Source organism: Macrococcus sp. S115, from assembly GCF_030067655.1.
In the GTDB taxonomy this organism is placed as follows: Bacteria; Bacillota; Bacilli; order Staphylococcales; family Staphylococcaceae; genus Macrococcoides; species Macrococcoides psychrotolerans.
Genome location: NZ_JASJES010000003.1, coordinates 81,426 through 100,570 on the forward strand (window position 1 = coordinate 81,426; position 19,145 = coordinate 100,570).

Annotated in this window: 19 protein-coding genes, 1 pseudogene and 1 riboswitch; of the genes and pseudogenes, 8 read left to right on the forward strand and 12 right to left on the reverse strand. The window is 35.0% G+C overall.

Features of this window, described 5'->3' with window-relative positions; genetic code table 11:
* Positions 1-81 precede the first annotated feature (81 nt).
* The 5 genes from brnQ to QNJ52_RS05520 all read left to right on the forward strand — a co-directional run bounded on the left by brnQ (position 82) and on the right by QNJ52_RS05520 (position 5,206).
* Positions 82-1,452, forward strand: a complete 1,371-nt coding sequence (gene brnQ / locus QNJ52_RS05500) for a branched-chain amino acid transport system II carrier protein (RefSeq protein WP_219493472.1) — start codon at positions 82-84, stop codon at positions 1,450-1,452.
* Positions 1,453-1,635: 183 nt separating this feature from the next.
* Entirely contained in the window at positions 1,636-2,082 is a 447-nt protein-coding gene (locus QNJ52_RS05505; RefSeq protein ID WP_283722052.1) for a DUF2243 domain-containing protein, read from the forward strand.
* Positions 2,072-2,833 carry a cytochrome c oxidase assembly protein gene (locus QNJ52_RS05510; RefSeq protein WP_219493474.1) on the forward strand — a complete coding sequence of 254 codons (762 nt, stop codon included), beginning with the start codon at positions 2,072-2,074 and terminating at the stop codon, positions 2,831-2,833. The genes QNJ52_RS05505 and QNJ52_RS05510 overlap by 11 nt, the downstream gene beginning before the upstream one ends.
* Before the next feature lie 195 nt (positions 2,834-3,028).
* The gene (locus QNJ52_RS05515; RefSeq protein WP_283722053.1) at positions 3,029-4,219 is read left to right on the forward strand and encodes an NAD(P)/FAD-dependent oxidoreductase; all 1,191 of its coding nucleotides are present in this window, start codon (positions 3,029-3,031) and stop codon (positions 4,217-4,219) included.
* Between the two features lie 54 nt (positions 4,220-4,273).
* On the forward strand, positions 4,274-5,206 hold the full coding sequence (locus tag QNJ52_RS05520; protein WP_283722054.1) for a ketopantoate reductase family protein: 933 nt from the start codon (positions 4,274-4,276) through the stop codon (positions 5,204-5,206).
* 18 nt (positions 5,207-5,224) lie between these two features.
* On the opposite strand, the gene QNJ52_RS05525 is transcribed toward QNJ52_RS05520, so the two are convergent.
* The 7 genes and pseudogenes from QNJ52_RS05525 to QNJ52_RS05555 all read right to left on the reverse strand — a co-directional run bounded on the left by QNJ52_RS05525 (position 5,225) and on the right by QNJ52_RS05555 (position 12,625).
* The gene (locus tag QNJ52_RS05525; protein WP_219493479.1) at positions 5,225-5,713 is read right to left on the reverse strand and encodes a CHAP domain-containing protein; all 489 of its coding nucleotides are present in this window, start codon (positions 5,711-5,713) and stop codon (positions 5,225-5,227) included.
* A gap of 33 nt (positions 5,714-5,746) precedes the next feature.
* Positions 5,747-7,234: a catalase gene (locus QNJ52_RS05530; protein ID WP_283722055.1), complete on the reverse strand. Its 1,488-nt coding sequence runs from the start codon at positions 7,232-7,234 to the stop codon at positions 5,747-5,749.
* Positions 7,235-7,449: 215 nt separating this feature from the next.
* Entirely contained in the window at positions 7,450-8,400 is a 951-nt protein-coding gene (locus QNJ52_RS05535) for a 2-hydroxyacid dehydrogenase family protein (protein WP_219493483.1), read from the reverse strand.
* A gap of 132 nt (positions 8,401-8,532) precedes the next feature.
* Positions 8,533-9,453 carry a 3-hydroxyacyl-CoA dehydrogenase gene (locus QNJ52_RS05540; RefSeq protein WP_219493485.1) on the reverse strand — a complete coding sequence of 307 codons (921 nt, stop codon included), beginning with the start codon at positions 9,451-9,453 and terminating at the stop codon, positions 8,533-8,535.
* A gap of 112 nt (positions 9,454-9,565) precedes the next feature.
* Positions 9,566-10,330: pseudogene (locus tag QNJ52_RS05545) on the reverse strand (homoserine O-acetyltransferase/O-succinyltransferase family protein).
* Position 10,331: 1 nt separating this feature from the next.
* Positions 10,332-11,609 carry an O-acetylhomoserine aminocarboxypropyltransferase/cysteine synthase family protein gene (locus QNJ52_RS05550; RefSeq protein ID WP_283722056.1) on the reverse strand — a complete coding sequence of 426 codons (1,278 nt, stop codon included), beginning with the start codon at positions 11,607-11,609 and terminating at the stop codon, positions 10,332-10,334.
* 63 nt (positions 11,610-11,672) lie between these two features.
* Positions 11,673-11,768, reverse strand: a riboswitch (SAM riboswitch).
* Positions 11,769-11,842: 74 nt separating this feature from the next.
* Positions 11,843-12,625, reverse strand: a complete 783-nt coding sequence (locus tag QNJ52_RS05555) for a catalase family protein (RefSeq protein ID WP_101040405.1) — start codon at positions 12,623-12,625, stop codon at positions 11,843-11,845.
* A 161-nt stretch (positions 12,626-12,786) separates the two neighbouring features.
* Here QNJ52_RS05555 and QNJ52_RS05560 point away from each other — a divergent pair, with 161 nt between their 5' ends.
* On the forward strand, positions 12,787-13,305 hold the full coding sequence (locus QNJ52_RS05560) for a hypothetical protein (protein WP_283722057.1): 519 nt from the start codon (positions 12,787-12,789) through the stop codon (positions 13,303-13,305).
* A gap of 104 nt (positions 13,306-13,409) precedes the next feature.
* Here QNJ52_RS05560 and QNJ52_RS05565 read toward each other — a convergent pair whose 3' ends face one another.
* On the reverse strand, positions 13,410-13,727 hold the full coding sequence (locus QNJ52_RS05565; protein ID WP_283722058.1) for a thioredoxin family protein: 318 nt from the start codon (positions 13,725-13,727) through the stop codon (positions 13,410-13,412).
* A 26-nt stretch (positions 13,728-13,753) separates the two neighbouring features.
* Positions 13,754-14,242 (reverse strand): GNAT family N-acetyltransferase, encoded by a 489-nt coding sequence (locus QNJ52_RS05570; RefSeq protein WP_219493497.1) that lies wholly within the window; start codon positions 14,240-14,242, stop codon positions 13,754-13,756.
* Positions 14,243-14,374: 132 nt separating this feature from the next.
* On the opposite strand from QNJ52_RS05570, the gene QNJ52_RS05575 reads away from it, so the two are divergent.
* Positions 14,375-14,902 (forward strand): hypothetical protein, encoded by a 528-nt coding sequence (locus QNJ52_RS05575; RefSeq protein WP_283722059.1) that lies wholly within the window; start codon positions 14,375-14,377, stop codon positions 14,900-14,902.
* Positions 14,903-14,935: 33 nt separating this feature from the next.
* Complete coding sequence (locus QNJ52_RS05580) at positions 14,936-16,108, forward strand: amidohydrolase (protein WP_283722060.1); 1,173 nt, start codon at positions 14,936-14,938, stop codon at positions 16,106-16,108.
* A gap of 150 nt (positions 16,109-16,258) precedes the next feature.
* Here the strand turns inward: QNJ52_RS05580 and QNJ52_RS05585 are convergent, their stop codons facing one another.
* The 3 genes from QNJ52_RS05585 to QNJ52_RS05595 form a co-directional block, all read right to left on the reverse strand.
* Positions 16,259-16,636 (reverse strand): DUF1722 domain-containing protein, encoded by a 378-nt coding sequence (locus QNJ52_RS05585; RefSeq protein WP_283722061.1) that lies wholly within the window; start codon positions 16,634-16,636, stop codon positions 16,259-16,261.
* A complete protein-coding gene (locus QNJ52_RS05590; protein WP_283722062.1) occupies positions 16,633-17,523 on the reverse strand; it encodes a TIGR01777 family oxidoreductase in 891 nt (296 codons plus the stop codon). The genes QNJ52_RS05585 and QNJ52_RS05590 overlap by 4 nt, the downstream gene beginning before the upstream one ends.
* 147 nt (positions 17,524-17,670) lie before the next feature.
* Complete coding sequence (locus QNJ52_RS05595) at positions 17,671-18,663, reverse strand: D-2-hydroxyacid dehydrogenase (protein ID WP_283722063.1); 993 nt, start codon at positions 18,661-18,663, stop codon at positions 17,671-17,673.
* Positions 18,664-19,145 lie beyond the last annotated feature (482 nt).

Below are 19,145 nucleotides of genomic sequence, written 5' to 3' on the forward strand. Positions count from 1 at the left end.
TTTAATTAATCAGAAAATTCATATACTCAAACATACTTTAAAGTGATATAATTAAAAACTAAATTCACAATGAAGGAGTGTATGATTATTAACGCTAAAACGAAATTAACATTTAAAGAAAATATGTTTATCGGATCAATGCTGTTTGGACTGTTCTTCGGGGCTGGAAATTTAATTTTCCCGATTCATTTCGGTCAAACAGCAGGTAGCAATGTATGGCTTACAAACTTAGGATTTCTCATTACCGCGATTGGTTTACCATTCTTAGGTATAATCGCCATTGGTATATCTAAAACAAATGGTGTATTTGATATTTCAAGTCGAGTTAACCGTTCATATGCATACATATTCACGATCCTTCTATATTTAGTGATCGGACCGTTATTTGCATTGCCAAGACTTGCCACAACATCCTTTGAAATTGGTTTTTCTTCATACGTGACAGAACAAAACGGAAAATTGTTTTTATTTATTTTTAGTTTATTATTCTTTTTAGTTGCATGGATGTTCTCACGTAAACCTTCTAAAATATTGGATTATATCGGTAAATTCTTAAATCCTGTCTTTTTATTTCTTTTAGGGATTTTAATGTTACTTGCATTTATTAAACCGATGGGAAGCATTGGAAGCGCGCCTGTACAGGCCGACTATCAATCCAACGCCGTACTTAAAGGTTTTATCGATGGCTACAACACATTAGACGCGCTCGCTTCACTTGCGTTTGGTATTATTATTGTAACGACAATTAAGAAATTAGGGATTACAAACCCTGCGCATATCGCGAAAGAAACGGTGAAATCCGGATTTATCAGTATTATACTTATGGGACTAATCTATACATTGCTTGCCCTTATGGGAACGATGAGTTTAGGCCAGTTTAAAGTGAGTGAAAACGGTGGGATTGCATTAGCTCAAATTGCACATTACTACTTAGGTGATTACGGTATTATTTTATTATCATTAATCATTATTGTAGCTTGTTTAAAGACAGCAATTGGATTAATTACAGCATTCTCAGAAACATTTACAGAATTATTCCCAAAACGTAACTATTTAATGTTTGCAACAGTTGTGAGTATCGTTTCATTCGTCATTGCTAATGTGGGATTAACAAAGATAATTACATATTCTATACCAGTATTAATGTTTTTATATCCATTAGCGATCACGCTTATTTTACTGACGTTATTCAGTAAGTATTTTAATCATTCACGTACAGTTTATCAATTTACAACGTACTTTACGATGATTGCAGCGTTTGTGGATGGTTTAAAAGCAAGTCCTGAGTTTATTGCGAATACAGCATTCGCCAAAGGAATCGTGAACTTTGGAGATCACTATTTGCCCCTCTCATCGATCGGGATGGGATGGGTATTGCCGGCAGTAATCGGATTTGTGATTGGATGTATCGTTTATTTAGCAAGAGGGAAGAAGTCCATCACAGAGGCTTAATATTTCACGTGAAACACCTTACAGGAAATCTGTAAGGTGTTTTAAAATTATGAAAGATAGAAATCATTCAATTCCGTATTTCTTTAATAATTGAAGATAAATAAAATTTCTGACTTATTATCTTTTTTTCATTAACTCTTGTTTAAGAGGGTATGTGAAAGAAGAATATAAAGGAGGGTTTTTATGGTAGATAAACAGATAAAATCATATCGTTGGTCAGGTTTTATGTTCGGTATCGGACTGGCTGGATTTATTGATGAGATTATTTTTCATCAGTTCTTGCAGTGGCATCACTTTTATGACAAGATGACAAATAAAGTTGGCTTGATTTCAGATGGAATACTTAATGCAATGTGCGGCTTCTTTATAATATTCGGTTTATTCTTACTGTCTGATGCACGTAGAAAAGTAAAGGTTAACTGGCGTTATTGGCTAGGTAGAGCATTAATGGGTATGGGATCATTTCAAGTATATGATGGAATTATTAATCATAAAGTATTAAGAATGCATCAAATAAGGTATGTAGATAATGTAATTACATATGACATTGTCTGGTTGATTACAGGGGGTCTCATGATTTTAATCGGATATTTACCTTCAAGAAAAAGAGACATCATACATGCAACATAATAGTGCTACTTTTATTGTAATTGGATTAATCCTTGCGCTTTGGTATAGCAATATGTACTTAAAAGATCGAAGCTGGCCATTACACAGACTTTTATTATGGATAGCTGGTCTTATTTTTGGAGCGAGTGTTATGGTAGAACCATTTGCTTCAATGATGCACCATCGCTTTGATTATCATATGTACGGTCATTTATTGCTTGGGATGCTTTCACCACTATTACTTGTACTTAGCAGACCAGTTACGCTGTTATTAAAGACGAGTTCTGTTAACTTTAGTAGAAAAGTGTCGCGTTTGATGCAATCTAGATACGTTTCTTTTATATCACATCCAGTGACTGCGCTTATACTTAATATAGGCGGATTATGGGTGCTCTATCGTACCCCATTATTTTCTCTTATGCATGAATCGATGTTAGTTTATTATCTGGTACATCTTCATATATTTTTAGCAGGCTATCTTTTTACAAGTGTGATTCTTGCTTTCGAACCGATGATGCATAGATATTCATTTAAGTTGAGATCTATTGTACTCATCGTATCTATTGCGTTACATCAGATATTATCTAAGTCGTTTTATCCTTATCCTCCTGTTGGCGTCGAGAAGATAGATGCAGAAAAAGGAGCGATGATTATGTACTATGGAGGAGATGTCATAGAACTTATTATCATCTATCTGTTATGTCGAAATTGGTATTACTCTGTGAGACCCAATAAACATTTAATAATACAAAGAAAACCTGAAGATAGATGAGAGCAGTCAATACTTTCTAGATTATTATTCTAATAAAGCTTAGCGGAGTTTAATCATCTCACTTTTAAATTATTAATCATTAACAACCGCTAACTCACTATCGATGTTGTCGTTTTGCATTTGACTTATAAAATTGGGAATATCATAAATTATGAACTAAATATTATCATAACTACATGGAAAGAGGTAATCGATATGCATAACGGAAATTTGTATTGGCCCCATACATATGTGAAAGAAGATTATAATGATAGTTTAGAAGCGGAATATGATGTTGTGATTATCGGTGGAGGGATGAGTGGTGCACTTTGTGCTTACCGTTTCTCGAAAGCAGGATATCGCACGCTTATTGTTGAACAACACGAAATAGGTAGCGGTAGTAGTGCTGCAAATACAGGATTAATGCAATATATGAGTGATAAACTGCTGCATGAATGTGTTGAGGATTTTGGAGTATTAGAAGCTTATCATTTTTATAAAGCGAGTAAAGAAGGTTTACAAGACATCGGAGAGATTTCAAAGTTACTGCATCCGGATGTTAATTTTATACAAAGGGATAGTTTATTCTATGCATCTAAGAAAAAACATCGACAAACGATTATAGATGAATACAATGCATTGAAACGCTATGGTTTTCCGGCGGAATATGTGGCAGATGAACGGTTGAAATCAGAATATGGAATAAATAAGCATAACGCACTGATAACTCGTGAAGATGCTGAGATTAATCCATATATATTTGTTAATGAACTCGTTAAATATGCACATACACATTACAATCTCCATTGTATTGAGCATTGTGAACTTACTTCTTATAAAGCATATGATGATATTATTGAATGTAAACTTGCGGACCGAAAAGTATTGGCAAAACATCTAATAATGACAACTGGCTATGCTAAAAATAAGATAACAAAAAAATATATTCATAGAGAAGCATTTGTAGCCAGTTATGCTGTAGTAACAAAACCGATTCATAATAATTTCTGGAAAGATAAAGTGATGATCTGGGAATCTGCCAGACCATATCTATATATAAGACATGTCCCAGGAAATAGAGTGTTGATTGGCGGTCTAGATGAGTCTACAGATAAAATTCCATCAAAGCGACATATTGACAAAAGAGGGAAACAATTAATAAAAGCATTTAATAAGTTGTTTTCTAATATAGAAGTAGAGATGGATTATGCATATGGAGCACGCTTTGGTGAAACAAAAGATGGGAAACCGTTTATCGGCAAGCTAGAAGATAATGCTGAAGTTTATGGTCTATATGGTTACGGAGGAAATGGGACTGTGTATTCATCTTTCGGCAGCAAGTTGCTACTGGATATGATAGACGGGAAGTACAATCCTCTAAGCGAGATATTTAAATTGAAAAGATAGATGGATTTTTGGTATCAGAACGAAGAATAAGAAGACATTTAAGGAGGAATTCATATGTATAAAATCGCAATCGCCGGAGCAGGTGCAATGGGTGGTAGAATTGGAACTTATTTAAAGCAAAACGGTGAAGACGTGGTGTTGATTGATCGTTGGCAAGATCACATCGATGAAATCAACAAAAATGGTATGGAAATTCAAACAGAAACAGAAACATATACGCTTCAAATACCAGCGATGCAACCGGAAGAAGTTAAAGAAAAATTTGATTTAATTATATTATTAACGAAAGCAATGTATGCAGATGATATGTTAAAAGCATTAAAAGACATTGGTGCAATTACTGAAAGCACGGCAATTCTTTCAATGATGAATGGATTAGGACATGCAGATTACTTGTCGAAGTATGTTCCAAAGTCTCAAATTTTCTTAGCGGTAACAATGTGGACAGCAGGTCTTAGAGGACCTGGTCAATTGTTACTTGAAGGGAAAGGTGGTATAGAATGTCAACGTTCAGATGGACAACCTGATGAACGTACTGAAAGGATTGTGCAAGTATTAGATAACGCAGGATTAAATGCTAAGATTAGTGACGATGTATTCTTCTCAATATGGTCTAAAGTAGCAGTGAATAGTGTGCTGAATCCTTTATGTACAATCCTTGATAAAACGATTGGAGAGTTTGGTGAATATGAAGATGCACGTGAAATGTTAACGCCAATATTAAAAGAACTTGTTGCAGTGGCAAATGCACGTGGTACGAACGTTGTATTTGAAACGTTGCTAGCGAAGATTGAGGCTACTTATCCTAATGAAGCGCAGGGATTACATCATCCGTCGATGCACCAAGATTATACGAATAAACGTCTGACTGAAATTGATTATTTAAACGGGCAGATTGCTAAATATGGTGATGAGCTCGGTATTGAAACACCTACAAATGACTTAATTACGCATTTGATTCATCAGTTGGAAATGAAATATGCATAAAAAAGAAGCTTCCTAAATTTAGGAAGCTTCTTTTTGTTTAGGATTAACTTTAGGATGAATAATATTATAACGTGTCACATCTTGTGGAGTTAATATTCTACTCGTAATTTTGAAAGGCTCTGAGTAATTCATTTCTGATATCTTAAAATTACCATTTTTATATACATGCTCAATATATGCAACATGGCCCAATGACCCTCTTGAAGATTGTAATATGGAACCTTCTTTAGGTGTTTTGTTGACGAGATAACCATCTTTTTGTGCTGCATCAGCCCAATATTTTGCGTCATGCCAGTCACGTTCAATCATTGTTTCATTCTCTTTCACTTTATCGAATGCATAGGCAGTACATTGTCCATCCGTGTAAGTATTTAAAGCCATTGGATCTGGCAAGAGGGAAAGAGTAATCTCGTCAAATTTATTAGCCAGTTCATGTTTGTTTAACAACGTATATAGACCAGCACTTAAAATTATGATTACAAATATCATTGTTATGAATCTTTTCATTACAATCTCCATTATGTGGATTTAAATTAATGATTATTTATCTTCAGCTTCTAAATCTACATCGTTAATATTAATGCCCATTGCTTGAGCAACACCTTGTCCGTATAACGGATCTGCTTTATAACAATGTCTGATGTGACGATGTTTAATATGTTCTGAAACTGGCGCCATTTCATTTGCAGTATTTTCGAATAAACGCTGTTGTTCTTCAGGTGATAATAGGTTGAACAGACGTCCTGGCTGTTCAAAATAATTATTATCATCTTCACGGAAGTTCCATTCGTAAGCTGCACCATCAAGTTCTAATGCAGGTTTTTTATAACGTGCATCATCTTGGTGATCACCATACTGATTTGGATAGTAGTTAGTATGACCTCCTAAATTACCATCGACACGCATTTGTCCATCACGAGAGAATGGGCATCCCCCTCCTGTTAGGCCTTTTGGCTGGTTCACTGGTATCTGGAAGTGATTAACCCCTAGACGATAACGTTGCGTATCTCCATATGAGAATAAACGCCCTTGTAACATCTTGTCAGGAGAGAAGTCAAGTCCAGGTATAATATTAGTAGGTGCAAATGCAGCTTGTTCCACTTCAGCAAAATAGTTTTCTGGATTACGATTTAATTCGAATTCTCCTACTGGAATTAATGGATACTCACCTTTGTACCATACTTTTGTTAAGTCGAATGGATTATCTTTATGGTTTTTTGCTTGTTCATCTGTCATGACTTGAATATACATTTTCCATTTTGGGAAATTACCTTCTTCAATTGCATTGAATAAGTCGCGCTGACTTGATTCTCTATCGCTTGCAATAATAGCATCTGCTTCATCTGAAGTTAAGTTCTCAATGCCTTGTTCAGTTCTAAAGTGGAATTTCACCCATACGCGTTCACCGGCGTCATTATACATGCTGTATGTATGAGAACCAAACCCGTGCATGTGTCGGAAGCCATTTGGAATACCACGGTCACTCATTAGAATTGTTACTTGATGTAACGCTTCAGGAAGTGAAGTCCAGAAATCCCAGTTACTTTCAGGGTTATGCATATTAGTCTTTGGATCGCGCTTCACAACGTGATTTAAACTTGCGAATAATTTAGGGTCACGGAAGAAGAATACAGGTGTATTGTTACCTACTAAATCCCAGTTTCCATCTTCTGTATAAAATTTAAGGGCAAATCCTCTGATATCGCGTTCAGCATCTGCTGCTCCACGTTCACCAGCTACAGTAGAAAAACGTGTAAACATTTCAGTTTGTTTACCGATTTCTGAGAAAATCTTAGCACTTGTATATTGTGTAATGTCATGTGTAACCGTAAAAGTCCCGAATGCACCGGAGCCTTTGGCATGCATTCTTCTTTCAGGAATGACTTCACGGTCAAAGTGCGCCATTTGTTCCAAGAAGTAGATATCTTGCATTAGTAATGGACCACGAGGACCTGCAGTCATTGAATTTTCTCTATCTCCAACAGGTGCACCAAATAAACCACGTAATTTTTTGTTGTTATTTTCCATAGTTACCTCCCAAATTATAATAATTATTTCTTAATAATTATTATAATTTACAAAAAAGATAAATGCAACTAGAACGATGAATTTATTATTAAATAGATAATAACAATTGGTAGAAAGTGTTGCCACTTATAATTATGAAAATTAAAGAACGTACAGTAAGTAAAGTTTTACTGAACTGCACGTTTTTAAGGTGTAATACGAATATTATAGGTCTGTTAGTTGATAATATATTCAGGTGTCTTGTCATTAAGCTTTTTAAAGATATTTTGTGTTACGATATCAGCCATCATATCACGTGCTTCAAATGTTGCATTGCCAATATGTGGTGTAATCACAACGTTATCTAATGTTTTGAGCTTGTCGTTAATTTCAGGTTCAAATTCAAAGACATCAAGTGCGGCACCTTCAATTACTTTGTCTTCTAAAGCATCTGCTAAAGCTGCTTCATGTACGACGGGACCACGAGAAGCATTAATTAAATATGCAGTAGGCTTCATCATTTCAAGCTGTTCTTTATCGATCATATGTTTCATAGAAGGATTGTATGCAGCGTTGATTGTAATAAAATCAGATTGCTTAAGTAGTTCTTCTAAAGAAACGTATGTTGCATCAATTCCTTTTTCGCGTTCTTCATGGCGATTTGGACCCGCATATAAAATGTTCATGTCAAAACCTTTCGCACGTCTTGCTACAGCTAGTCCGATTTCACCTAACCCGATAATTCCTAATGTTTTTCCGGATACTTCTCGGCCACGAAAGAACAGAGGTGCCCAGCCATTAAAACCAGTTGTACGGCATAAATTATCTCCTTCAACAACACGACGCGCACTTGCTAAGAGTAGAGCCATAGTTAAATCGGCTGTCGCATTTGTTGAAGCTTTTGGTGTATTGGTAACATCAATGCCTTTTTCACGTGCGTACTTATATTCAATATTATTAAATCCTGCACCGTAGTTAGCGATGATTTGAAGATTGGGTGCTGCATCAATTACTGTTTTATCAACATTTGTAGATAATAGGCTTACGAGTGCATCTTTATCTTTAATACGATCAATGAGCTCTTCTTTTGTGATGAGTTTTTCTCCTTCAAACAAATCAACTTCAAAATGCTCTTTTAAAAAGGCTAAGCCTTTTTCTGGAATTTCACCTGCTACTAATACTTTCATATATGATCCCCTCCGTAACTTTTATTTACCTTTATCTTAACAAATTAAAATGTAGTTTCATATTATATGGTATTCATTTCATAACTATGGTTATAACTGCAGATGGTTTATATAAAAAGAGAGATAAGGGGATTACGCATCACCCTTATCTCTTTTTTTCATAGTTTTTTTAACAAAGCTTTCTTCTCTATAACTAGGGTTAGGATATTTGTAAAATCCTTCTCCAGTTGAAGTACCTAAATTCCCTTTGTCGACGTAGTCTTTTTTTAGCATTTCAGCAACTGCATGCATAGCTGGATTTGCACTAGCAGAAGCAGTAGCAATATTATAAGCGGTATTTAAACCTACGACATCTAAAATAGCAAATGGTCCTAGAGGAGCGCCGGTTGCTGCCATCCAAGTACGATCAATCGTTTCGATATCTGCAATACCATGAGCGTATAATTGTTCTGCAGCCTGTAGTAATGGTACAAGCAGAGAATTTAATACGTATCCAGGCTGTTCTTTTTTTACATGTATTGGAATCATGCCTATTTCAGCAGCGAAAGTTAGGACATCCTGAACATACTGTTCATGAGTTCTATCATGTCCCATAACTTCACCCGTATTATTTTTCCACACTTCATTAGCGAAATGCAGCGCGAGGAATTTCTCTTCTCTTCCTGTATATTCTCTGAATTGACTTGGCATCATTGTAGATGAATTCGTTGCAAAAATAGTCTTTTCTGGTGCAAGATTAGCCACAGATTTGTAGAAATCTACTTTAATATTGAATAATTCAGGAATTGCTTCAATCATTAAATCTGAATCTTTAAGAGATGCCTCTAGGTCAGATGTAATTTTAATTTTATTCAAGGTCTCCTGTGCCAGTTTTTCATTATTGAAATAATCAGCATATATTGGTACTAATTTCTGTAATTTCTCTCGTCCTGCTTTAACAGCCTCATCATTTATATCATACAACGTGACCTTAAATCCAAAGAATGCAGCTTGAAAAGCAATTTGGCTACCTAAGACGCCTGCTCCGACGACGGTTACGTTTTTAATATCCATATCACCATCTCCTAAATATGTTATTGTTTTTAATATATCACAATATTCTGAATATAAAAGGACGGCTAATGGCTATCTGTATGATAAAAGACAAATGATGTGAATTTGACGTTTATTCTTTTTTTAGAATAAATTTATAGATTTCTTCAGCACTACTATACCATCTTGCTTCTAAAGGTGTGATAGAGTCATCTATAAAATAATTTTCAGGGATAGGGGTATCACTATTTATTTTTAAATCGCGTTCATATTCTTTAGCTAATGTATATTGATTGTATTCTAAATGTCCGGCAAAGTAATAATCAGTATGTTTTTTATTCGTTATTATGTCGATATCATTTCCTTTATACGATATTAAGCTCAGATCATTAATTGCTTTTATTTCGGGGTTAATTTGCATGTACCTAGACTGAGGTGAATAATAGTATGTTCTATCTTTATAAAGGGGATGGGATGGATTAATGTTATAAAGATATATTCCCGACAACTTTTTCTCATTTTTTATAGGTTTGATACCGTAGTTCTTATAGAGGGCATACTGTGCTGCCCAGCAAATGAAAATCCTTTTTTTAATATGTTCTTTGGACCATTCTATAATTTTATTGAGTTCATCAATATAGGTAACTTCATTAAATTCCAGATGCTCTAGCGCTGCACCAGTAATAATCATGGCGTCATAATCAGTATCCTTAATATCTTTCAAACACTTATAATGCTACTTTAAGTAGGAGATGCTCGTATTTTTGTAATGGTGTGAAGTCAGATAGAGATATTCAGTCTTAATATCAAAACTTAATGCATCTGTTATTCTTTTAAAGTGTTGTTCTGTTGCTTGTTTATCTGGCATGAGATTGATGATGAGAAGACGTACTGTCATATTATATTGCAGAGAGTCCCTTCTCTAAATCAGCTATAATATCATCAACATGCTCAATCCCGATAGATAAACGGATGGTTTCTGGTCGAACACCAGCTTCAAGTTGCTCGCTGTCAGTCAATTGTGCATGCGTGGTACTTGCAGGGTGTATTACTAGTGATTTAGCATCGCCGACATTTGCAAGCAATGAAAATAATTCTAGTGATTCAATGAACTTCTTACCAGCTTCATAACCTCCAGTAACACCAAATGTAAAAATAGATCCAGCACCATTAGGTAAATACTTTTGTTTTAAGTTAAAGTATTTGCTTGAAGATAATCCGGCATATTTCACCCATGCAACTTTTGGATGTGATTCAAGATACTCTGCTACTTTCTGAGCATTTTCTACATGTCTTTCTACGCGTAAGGAAAGTGTTTCAAGTCCTTGGATTAGTAAGAAAGCATTAAATGGTGAAAGTGATGCGCCAGTATCTCGTAATAATGTAGTACGAATCTTAGCAGCATATGCAGCGTCTTTAAAGGCTTCTGTAAATACTAAGTTATGATATGATGCATCAGGTGCAGAAAGCCCTTTAAATTTGCCGTTATCCCAATTAAAGTTCCCACCATCTACTATAATTCCGCCGATAGAATTACCATGTCCACCAATAAATTTAGTGGCTGAATGCACAACGATATGAGCACCGTGTTCAATTGGACGGAATAAATAAGGGGAAGCAAATGTGTTATCTACAATCAGTGGAATATCTGCTGACTTTGCGATGGCTGACAGTTGTTCGAAGTCTTCGATATTACCTTCAGGATTACCAATCGTTTCAATAAAGATAGCTTTAGTATTACCTTTAATAGCATTTCTAATATTGTCGATATTTGAAGTGTCTACGATATCAACCTCAATACCATATTTCGGTAAAGTGTGACTGAATAATGTATGTGTCCCGCCATATAGTGATGCAGATGAAACGATATGATCTCCACTTGATGCAAGTGCTAAGATTGCATACGTAATTGCGGCCATGCCCGAAGATACTGCCACAGCAGCAACGCCTCCTTCAAGCTGGGCAACACGTTCTTCTAAGACTGCGTTTGTAGGATTAGTCAATCTTGAATAAATATTACCTGCTTCTTTCAAACCGAATAAATTAGCAGCATGCTCCGTGTCATCAAACACGAAAGAAGAAGTTTGGTAGATAGGCACAGCACGTGAATGAGATGCACTATCAACTGAATGGCCGGCGTGAACCTGAATGGTTTCAAAATGGAATGAATTTGTCATATGATGACCTCCTCGTAAATTAATATAAAAAAAGAGTCTACCTAAAAGATAGACTCATAAAATACCTTATCTTTCAGGATATACCTGCTGGAATTAGCACCTAAATTAATAGGTTGCCGGGTTTCATAGGGCCAGTCCCTCCACCACTCTGGATAAGCATATGAAATTGTTAATTAGTATAATATAACGCATTTTAAAAATTGTCAAACTATAATTTGAATTTTTAAAATATTTTATTCTAAGGTTATGCCTTCTTCGTTTCTATGTTGATTTGATATTTTATACATCTCTGAACGTAAATTTAATATTTCGTCATAGACAGCATCCAGTGATCCAGTTTGCAACGGGTCGAACGTAGTATATGTTTCGCTTGTTTCGGATGTAAGTTCAATATGAGCAATTTCTTCAATAACAGCGTCTTTCCGTAATTCTGAAATCGGTTTAATCTCATCATAAATTTCGGCATATAATGTTATTTGATTGTACTTCTTACGTGCATGAAATCTTATAAATTGTTCATTGTATTTAAAATAATGTAAGTTATGAAATGTTTGATTCATAGTTGTCTTGATCGGTTGATTAAGAATAAACTTCATAAGATGCTTATTGAAATCTTCAATTTTTAATAAATGTCTTAATAAATTAATTTTCAATAATTTACTTTCACTTTTATGAATGGCATGTATGTATTGAGCGATTTTCACTATAGAGACCTCTTTTGTCCAGGGGAAGTACGGAAATGTTACCATCACAAGATTAATATGTGCCTGCTTAATATGCAACGCAAGTCCTTTAAGTGGTACTAGATTAGAAGGTACATTTCTATTGGGAGGTGCGTCTGAAAGTCTGACAATCACATCTAATTGTGTATCGTCTAAATTGAATATCCGTTTTCCCATCTCATTTAACTGTAGTTTCCCTATATATTGGTTTCCTTTAGCATGTGCTCTTTTAGCACCTCGTGTTGTAGTTGCATAGCGTTCAATTGTATCAACGATAAAAGTAGCGTTATCCATAAAGTCACCTGCTTGTTATTTTTAATATGTTTATCCATATTTTAAATATATAATACTACATACAAATTTTTATTCCTCAAACATATTTGAAAACGCTTACTTTATCTCTTGTTTTTCGATATAATGGTATTAAGAGATGTTAAATGTTAGGGGGAATCTATATGAATAACCACCAGAAAGTATTGGTGTTTGGATGTTTACTAGCAACTATTTTATTTTCACTGATTGTATGGCAGAAATTACCGCAGGATACAGCGCAACATGAAGTGAAGACGAAAGAAATTAAGGCGATAGAAAAAGGCACCTACAATTCTATGGAAGAAGCGCAAAAGGCATTGGTGAACGATGTGATTAAAAGTGATGATCTTGTATCCGCAATCTATACGCCGAATAAAAAATGGAAGACACCATTTTATGTTATACAAGTTTCATACAAAGAAAATAAGCAGACATACTCAGGGTTTGCTTTTGTTGTACCGGAAAATGGGAAGTATAAACTAGAGCTTGCTGATATTAGAATAAAAACATATGATGGGATGCAACCGATTAAGGACAGTATAAAAATAGGTGAGAATAAAGTGCATATTTATGTAGGCACACCACTTGATAACCCATTTGCAGATAGTATCAGACATTCTTTTGTAGACGATAGTATAGAAGTGGCGTTCCAGGTAGAATAGAGTACGATTATAAGAAGGGCATATACGCTATTAAATAACCTGAGCGATGCAGAAAATATTATTTCTGCATCGTTCAGGTTCAATGATAGATGGAGTAAAGGTAATTAATATTCTTGAAGTAGTTGATTGATACGTAGCTTTAGCATATCAAAATCGATAATACGAGCTTGTCGATGGTACTCTTTCTCATGATTAAATAAAATGACGACAGGTGAAGAAAATAAACTGAGCTGGCCCGCAGCTTCTGGAACTTCGTCTGCGAGTAGATATACAGACGGTATATTTATATCTGTTGCAAGAGCCTTAACTTTTGGATAATCTGCATGACATACTGAACAACCAGTAGTCATGACGTATACAAGTGCCTTTTCGTTGTTTTGTAAAAAGGTTTGTAATTCATCATATGTATGAATCTGTTTCATGTGAAATCTCCTTGCTAGTTTATTATTTATTTCAAGAGTAACTGATAGAAATCAAGATCAAGCCATTTATTAAACTTATAACCAACGTCCTTTAAAGTGCCTGTATATTTAAAATTAAATTTTTTGTGTAGATAAATGCTACCTTTATTTTCTGAATCGATACCCGCTACCATTGTTTTGTAACCTTCGCTGCGTGCACTATCGATAATATGACTCAGCAGTTTTTCTCCGATACCCATATGTCTGAAATAAGGTGAGACATATACAGAGTGTTCTACGGTAAATTGATAAGCTGCAAAGTTTCTGAAAGGACCATAAGTAGCAAAACCAGCTACACGACCATCAATTTCAAAGATAAACACTGGATACCCTTGCTTTTCTTTTTCCATTAACCATTGTTTACGTTCCAGCAAACTCGTTTTTTCATAAGTATATATTGCTGTTGTATTTAAAATGGCATGATTATAAATGTCCAATATTTTCGGTAAGTCATTCTGAGTTGCATGTCTAATCATTATAAACCTCCACAATTTTTTAATATTAAAAGCATAACGTATTTATAATATTACGTATAATAATATGATTTAAAATATATTTCTAAAATAAGGGAATGATAGTGTAAACTAATGTTAAAGGAGTGGATGCATATGAACAACCAAAAAAAGCTAATAAGTTTTATAACCCTAATTGTAATCACAGCAGCGATTATTATTTTGTGGCAATGGAATTATCAATACCCTGAATTGAGTAAAGCAGATATTAAGAAAATTGAAGGTAAGCATTATAAAGATACCGATGAATTGAATCGTCATCTTGCTCAATTAGACAACAAACAAATTGCTTCCAGTGCTACTACAAGCATTGTTGTAGAGGAGAAGGAACTCCCACTCGTCATTTTAAGTTCATTTTCTGGTGAAAGAAGTGATGCGACTTATAGAACATTTATTTATTTAATACCAGAGGGTGAAGGGTATAAAGCAGATGTACGAAAAAATGGTATAAGATTTAGTTCAGATATGAAACCTGTACTTGATGAGTTTAAATTTAACAACCATATTATCAAATCATATTTAGGACCAAAGTCGGATAACTTGATTGGAGAAGGTCACTTAATTATGGATGACGGAAAAGATTTAGAATTTGTCGTTTATCCTGAAAAGGTTATTGGCAAGTAATGGTGTAATGTCGTGAATGAAGGAGAGAGTCTTATGCATGCGCGTTTAATCGAAAAGCTCGAACATAAAGAACAAAGAATGATAGAAATCAGAAGATATTTGCACGAAAATCCAGAGCTTTCATATAAAGAAGATAATACAGCGGAATATATTACAAATTTTTATGAAGATATGGATGTTTCAGTTGAAACAAATATTGGTGGTTTAGGTATAAAGGTAACGATTGATAGTGGAATTCCGGGACGAACGATTGGTATTCGGGCAGACTTTGATGCACTCGCCATTCAAGAAGAAACTGGGCTGCCTTTCGCTTCGAATAATCCCGGCGTAATGCATGCATGTGGCCACGATGCCCATACGGCATATTTATTAGTACTAGCAGAAACATTATATGAACTTAAAGATACATTGAAAGGCAAGATTGTTATTATTCATCAACCAGCAGAAGAAGTTCCGCCTGGTGGTGCGTTAGCGATGATTAATGACAATATACTTGATGAGATAGACCATATGATTGGCCTACACGTCATTTCAGATTTAGAAGCGGGTAAAGTATATTATCGTCCAGGGTATACACAAACAGGCAGTGCAGCCTTTAAACTCACAATTCAAGGGCGTGGCGGCCATGGCTCTTCGCCACATACAGCGAATGATGCGATTGTTGCTGCAAGTTACTATGTTAATGCGTTACAAACAATTGTATCAAGAAGATTGAGTCCGTTTGAAACGGGGGTTGTGACCATTGGCTCGTTCGAAGGACAAGGACAGTTTAATGTCATCAAGGATAGTGTATTGATACAAGGCGATGTCAGAGGACTGACGGATACTACAAAGAAGAAGATAGAAGCAGAAATCAAAAGAATTACATATGGACTAGAAGTCATGTATGGTGTGCAGTGTCATTTAGATTACTTAGATGATTATCCTGCACTATACAATGATCCAGAACTCACTGAAGCGGTAGCCAGAAGTATTAGAACCCACTTGCAGGATATCCCTATAGAGTTAACAGAGCCACAGCCTTCTAGTGAAGATTTTGCGTATTACGCAAAAGAACGGCCATCCGCATTTATTTATGTTGGAGCAGCACCCGTAAATGGTGAAGTTTATCCTCATCATCATCCAAAATTTAATATCGATGAAAGTGCACTACTGATAGCTGCAAAATCAGTCGGTGTAGCTGTGCTTGATTATTTAAAAGCTTAAAATGGAATAAATACCTTATAGGCAAAAAGTATTGTCACACTTGAAAAGGCAATTTATTAATATACTCCTTATAAAGTAGACACTTAAAAGTGAAAGCTTTATAAGGAGCATAATTAATAACTCTATAGATTAAAGAAGAAATGTGAAACGTTAAGCCGCTTCCTTAAGAATAGAACTTTGTAATAAGTATGAGACACGATACCGAGTTGCCAGTAACAATAAATAGCTTTTAATGTCTCTATCGTTACGTGAAACATCAGTGAGAAGGCTGAAAAAATATGCTTTTTCCTCTTCGGCAGCAATCTTTTTAAAATACCCCCACATATGTTCAAAGCTATTACGCATTGAACCTTCACTCGGCTGCATATTGTAAGTCTCTTCAATAATGTCCTCTAATACCTGAGGTTCATCTAATCCATTATTTAGTTCTTGACGAATCAATAGATATTGTCTTTGACTATAATACATTACTTTATATTTCTCTTGCTTCCATAATTGTTCTACTTGTTTGCGTGATTCCTTATTCATGACTGCCTCAATAGATCTGATAGTGCAATTTTGACATTAGGATATGAAAATTTAAAACCATCAGCTAATAATTTTTCTGGTAATACTCTTTGACCTTTTGTCACCATGATCGACTGTTCGCCTAATAGAAGCTCGATTAATTTAGTTGGGGTAACAAAATAATGTGGACGATGAATCGTCTCAGCAATCACTTTTCCAAGCTGCTGCTGCGTTACAGGGTAGGGTGCAGTTAAATTATATATACCTGTCAAACGATGTTTATATATATAAAGTATTGCATCGACTAAATCATCCAGGTGAATCCATGAGTAAGGTTGTGTACCTTTACCTATAGGTCCCCCTGCAAATAATTGATAAGGCTTAATCATAAGCGGTAGTGCACCGCCTTTGTCGGAGAATATTACGCCGAAACGTACATAAGCAACATCAGCTCCATTTTGCTCTATTTTTTTGGCCTCTTTTTCCCATAGATGCACGGTTTCAGATAAGAAATCAAAGGGTGAAATCGTATCTTGTTCAGAATATACTGCTTCAATTGAAGGTGGATAATAACCCACCGCACTTGCAGAAATGAGTAGAGGTACACTTTGCATGTTATCGATGATAGGCAACAATTTCTTTGTAGACTCGATTCTGCTGATTTGTATCGCTTCTTTGTGTTCTTTCGTCCATCGTTGATTAAGAGAAGCTCCTGCTAAGTTGATGACGAGATCGACATCAGGAATATTCTGCTCATAATTTTCTTTGTCCCAATTGATATATGTAATATTGTCATGGTTTTCTTTATCCGAACGTGTAAGGATATACACTTCATCTTCAGAAGAAAACTTTTGTTGTAAAGCGTTTCCGACAAGGCCGGTTCCACCAGTCATTAATATTTTAGTCATAACAGCACTCCCTTTTAAAATTGTATTTTATATACTTATACCCTTTTATTAATATTTTAATGAATAAAAATTCGGTAGTACGTATAGAATTAAAATTTAATGGCGCTCTGTGTATGAGCTAATGACATTCTAGGGATACGCCTCCTTTTAATTTACTCGATTATCACAGCTACCTGTTTCAATGACTTGTTTTGCAGAATCAAGACCACCTTCTACTAAGTTCATTACGGCAGTTTCTGTATAAAAAGCGATATGCTGAGAGATGAGAACATCTTCACGCTGTATGAGTTCTAGCAGTACGTCATCTTCTACTGATTTATCGCTAAAGTCTTTCGGGAAATAAGGTGCTTCATTTTCATAAGTATCTAAGGCAGCAGCAGCTACTTTTCCTGAATTTAATGCATCCAGCAAGTCTTTAGTGTTTACAATCTTTCCTCGTGCAGTATTGACAATGAATACACCATCTTTCATTTTTGCAAATAAAGACTTATCAAACATATACGTATTTTCCTTTGTAAGTGGCATATGTATTGAAATTAAATCTGCATTTCCAATTGCTTCTTCAAGTGAGTCTGTATATGTTAAGAATGCTTCTGCTTTTTCATTTGGAGCTAGATCATAGCCGATGACTTTGGCACCAAAGCCATTAAATATTTGAGCTGCAATCGTACCGATTCGTCCAGTCCCAATAATGGCAACAGTCATTGAACGGATTTCTTTACTGATGATGGATTTGTTCCAGGTAAAATCATGTTGCTTTACTTTATTTTGAATCTTTTCAGTATTTCTAATAATGTTCATGGCTGCAGTTACAGCATATTCTGCAATTGCATTTGGAGAATAACTAGGAACGTTCGATATGATTAGGTTGTGTGCAGTTGCTTTCTCAAGATTGAACATGTCGAAGCCAGCAGAACGCTGGGCAACTTGCTTTATACCTTGAGCTGCAATTTTTTCATAAATATCATCTTCAAATGGTGCTGTCTGACTTGTTGATAGTCCGTCGTATTCTTCTAATAAATGTACGTTCTCTAAAGTTAACGGACTAGGATTAAAGGTAATTTCTACATTGTTCTTCTCGGCCCAGCTTAATGCCGCCTTTTTTTCGTCTTCTCTCGTCCCAAACATGATTAATTTCATTGTGCATCGCTCCTGTTCATATTGTTATGTATGTCATATGTGCATGAATAATTATATTGTACCTATATTGCTTTCATTACTCACGGCAAATGCTTAAATTGTTTGATTATTTAAATTATTTTTTAAAATTGATGATATGCAGTAATCTTTGCATTCAAGATAAGTCCGAAACCTGTAAGTGTGAAGACTGGTACTGCGCCGTTCACCAGCATGAGTGCAATATGGACAATGAGACTGAAAATTAATGGTTTCTTTCTGCCTGTTGTAGCGGATGCTATCGGAACTGCAATATTTATTACGATAATGAATTTGTCAGTACAATCGGGAATACAAATGAATATTACTTATATAAGCATGTTCATACTTTCATTATTTGGATTAGTATTATCTTTACGCTATCCCAAAAATGAAAAATCAGTCTAATGGACTATAGATATATTAAATATATTATAGTATATTTAATATATTAAATTTAGGAGGCA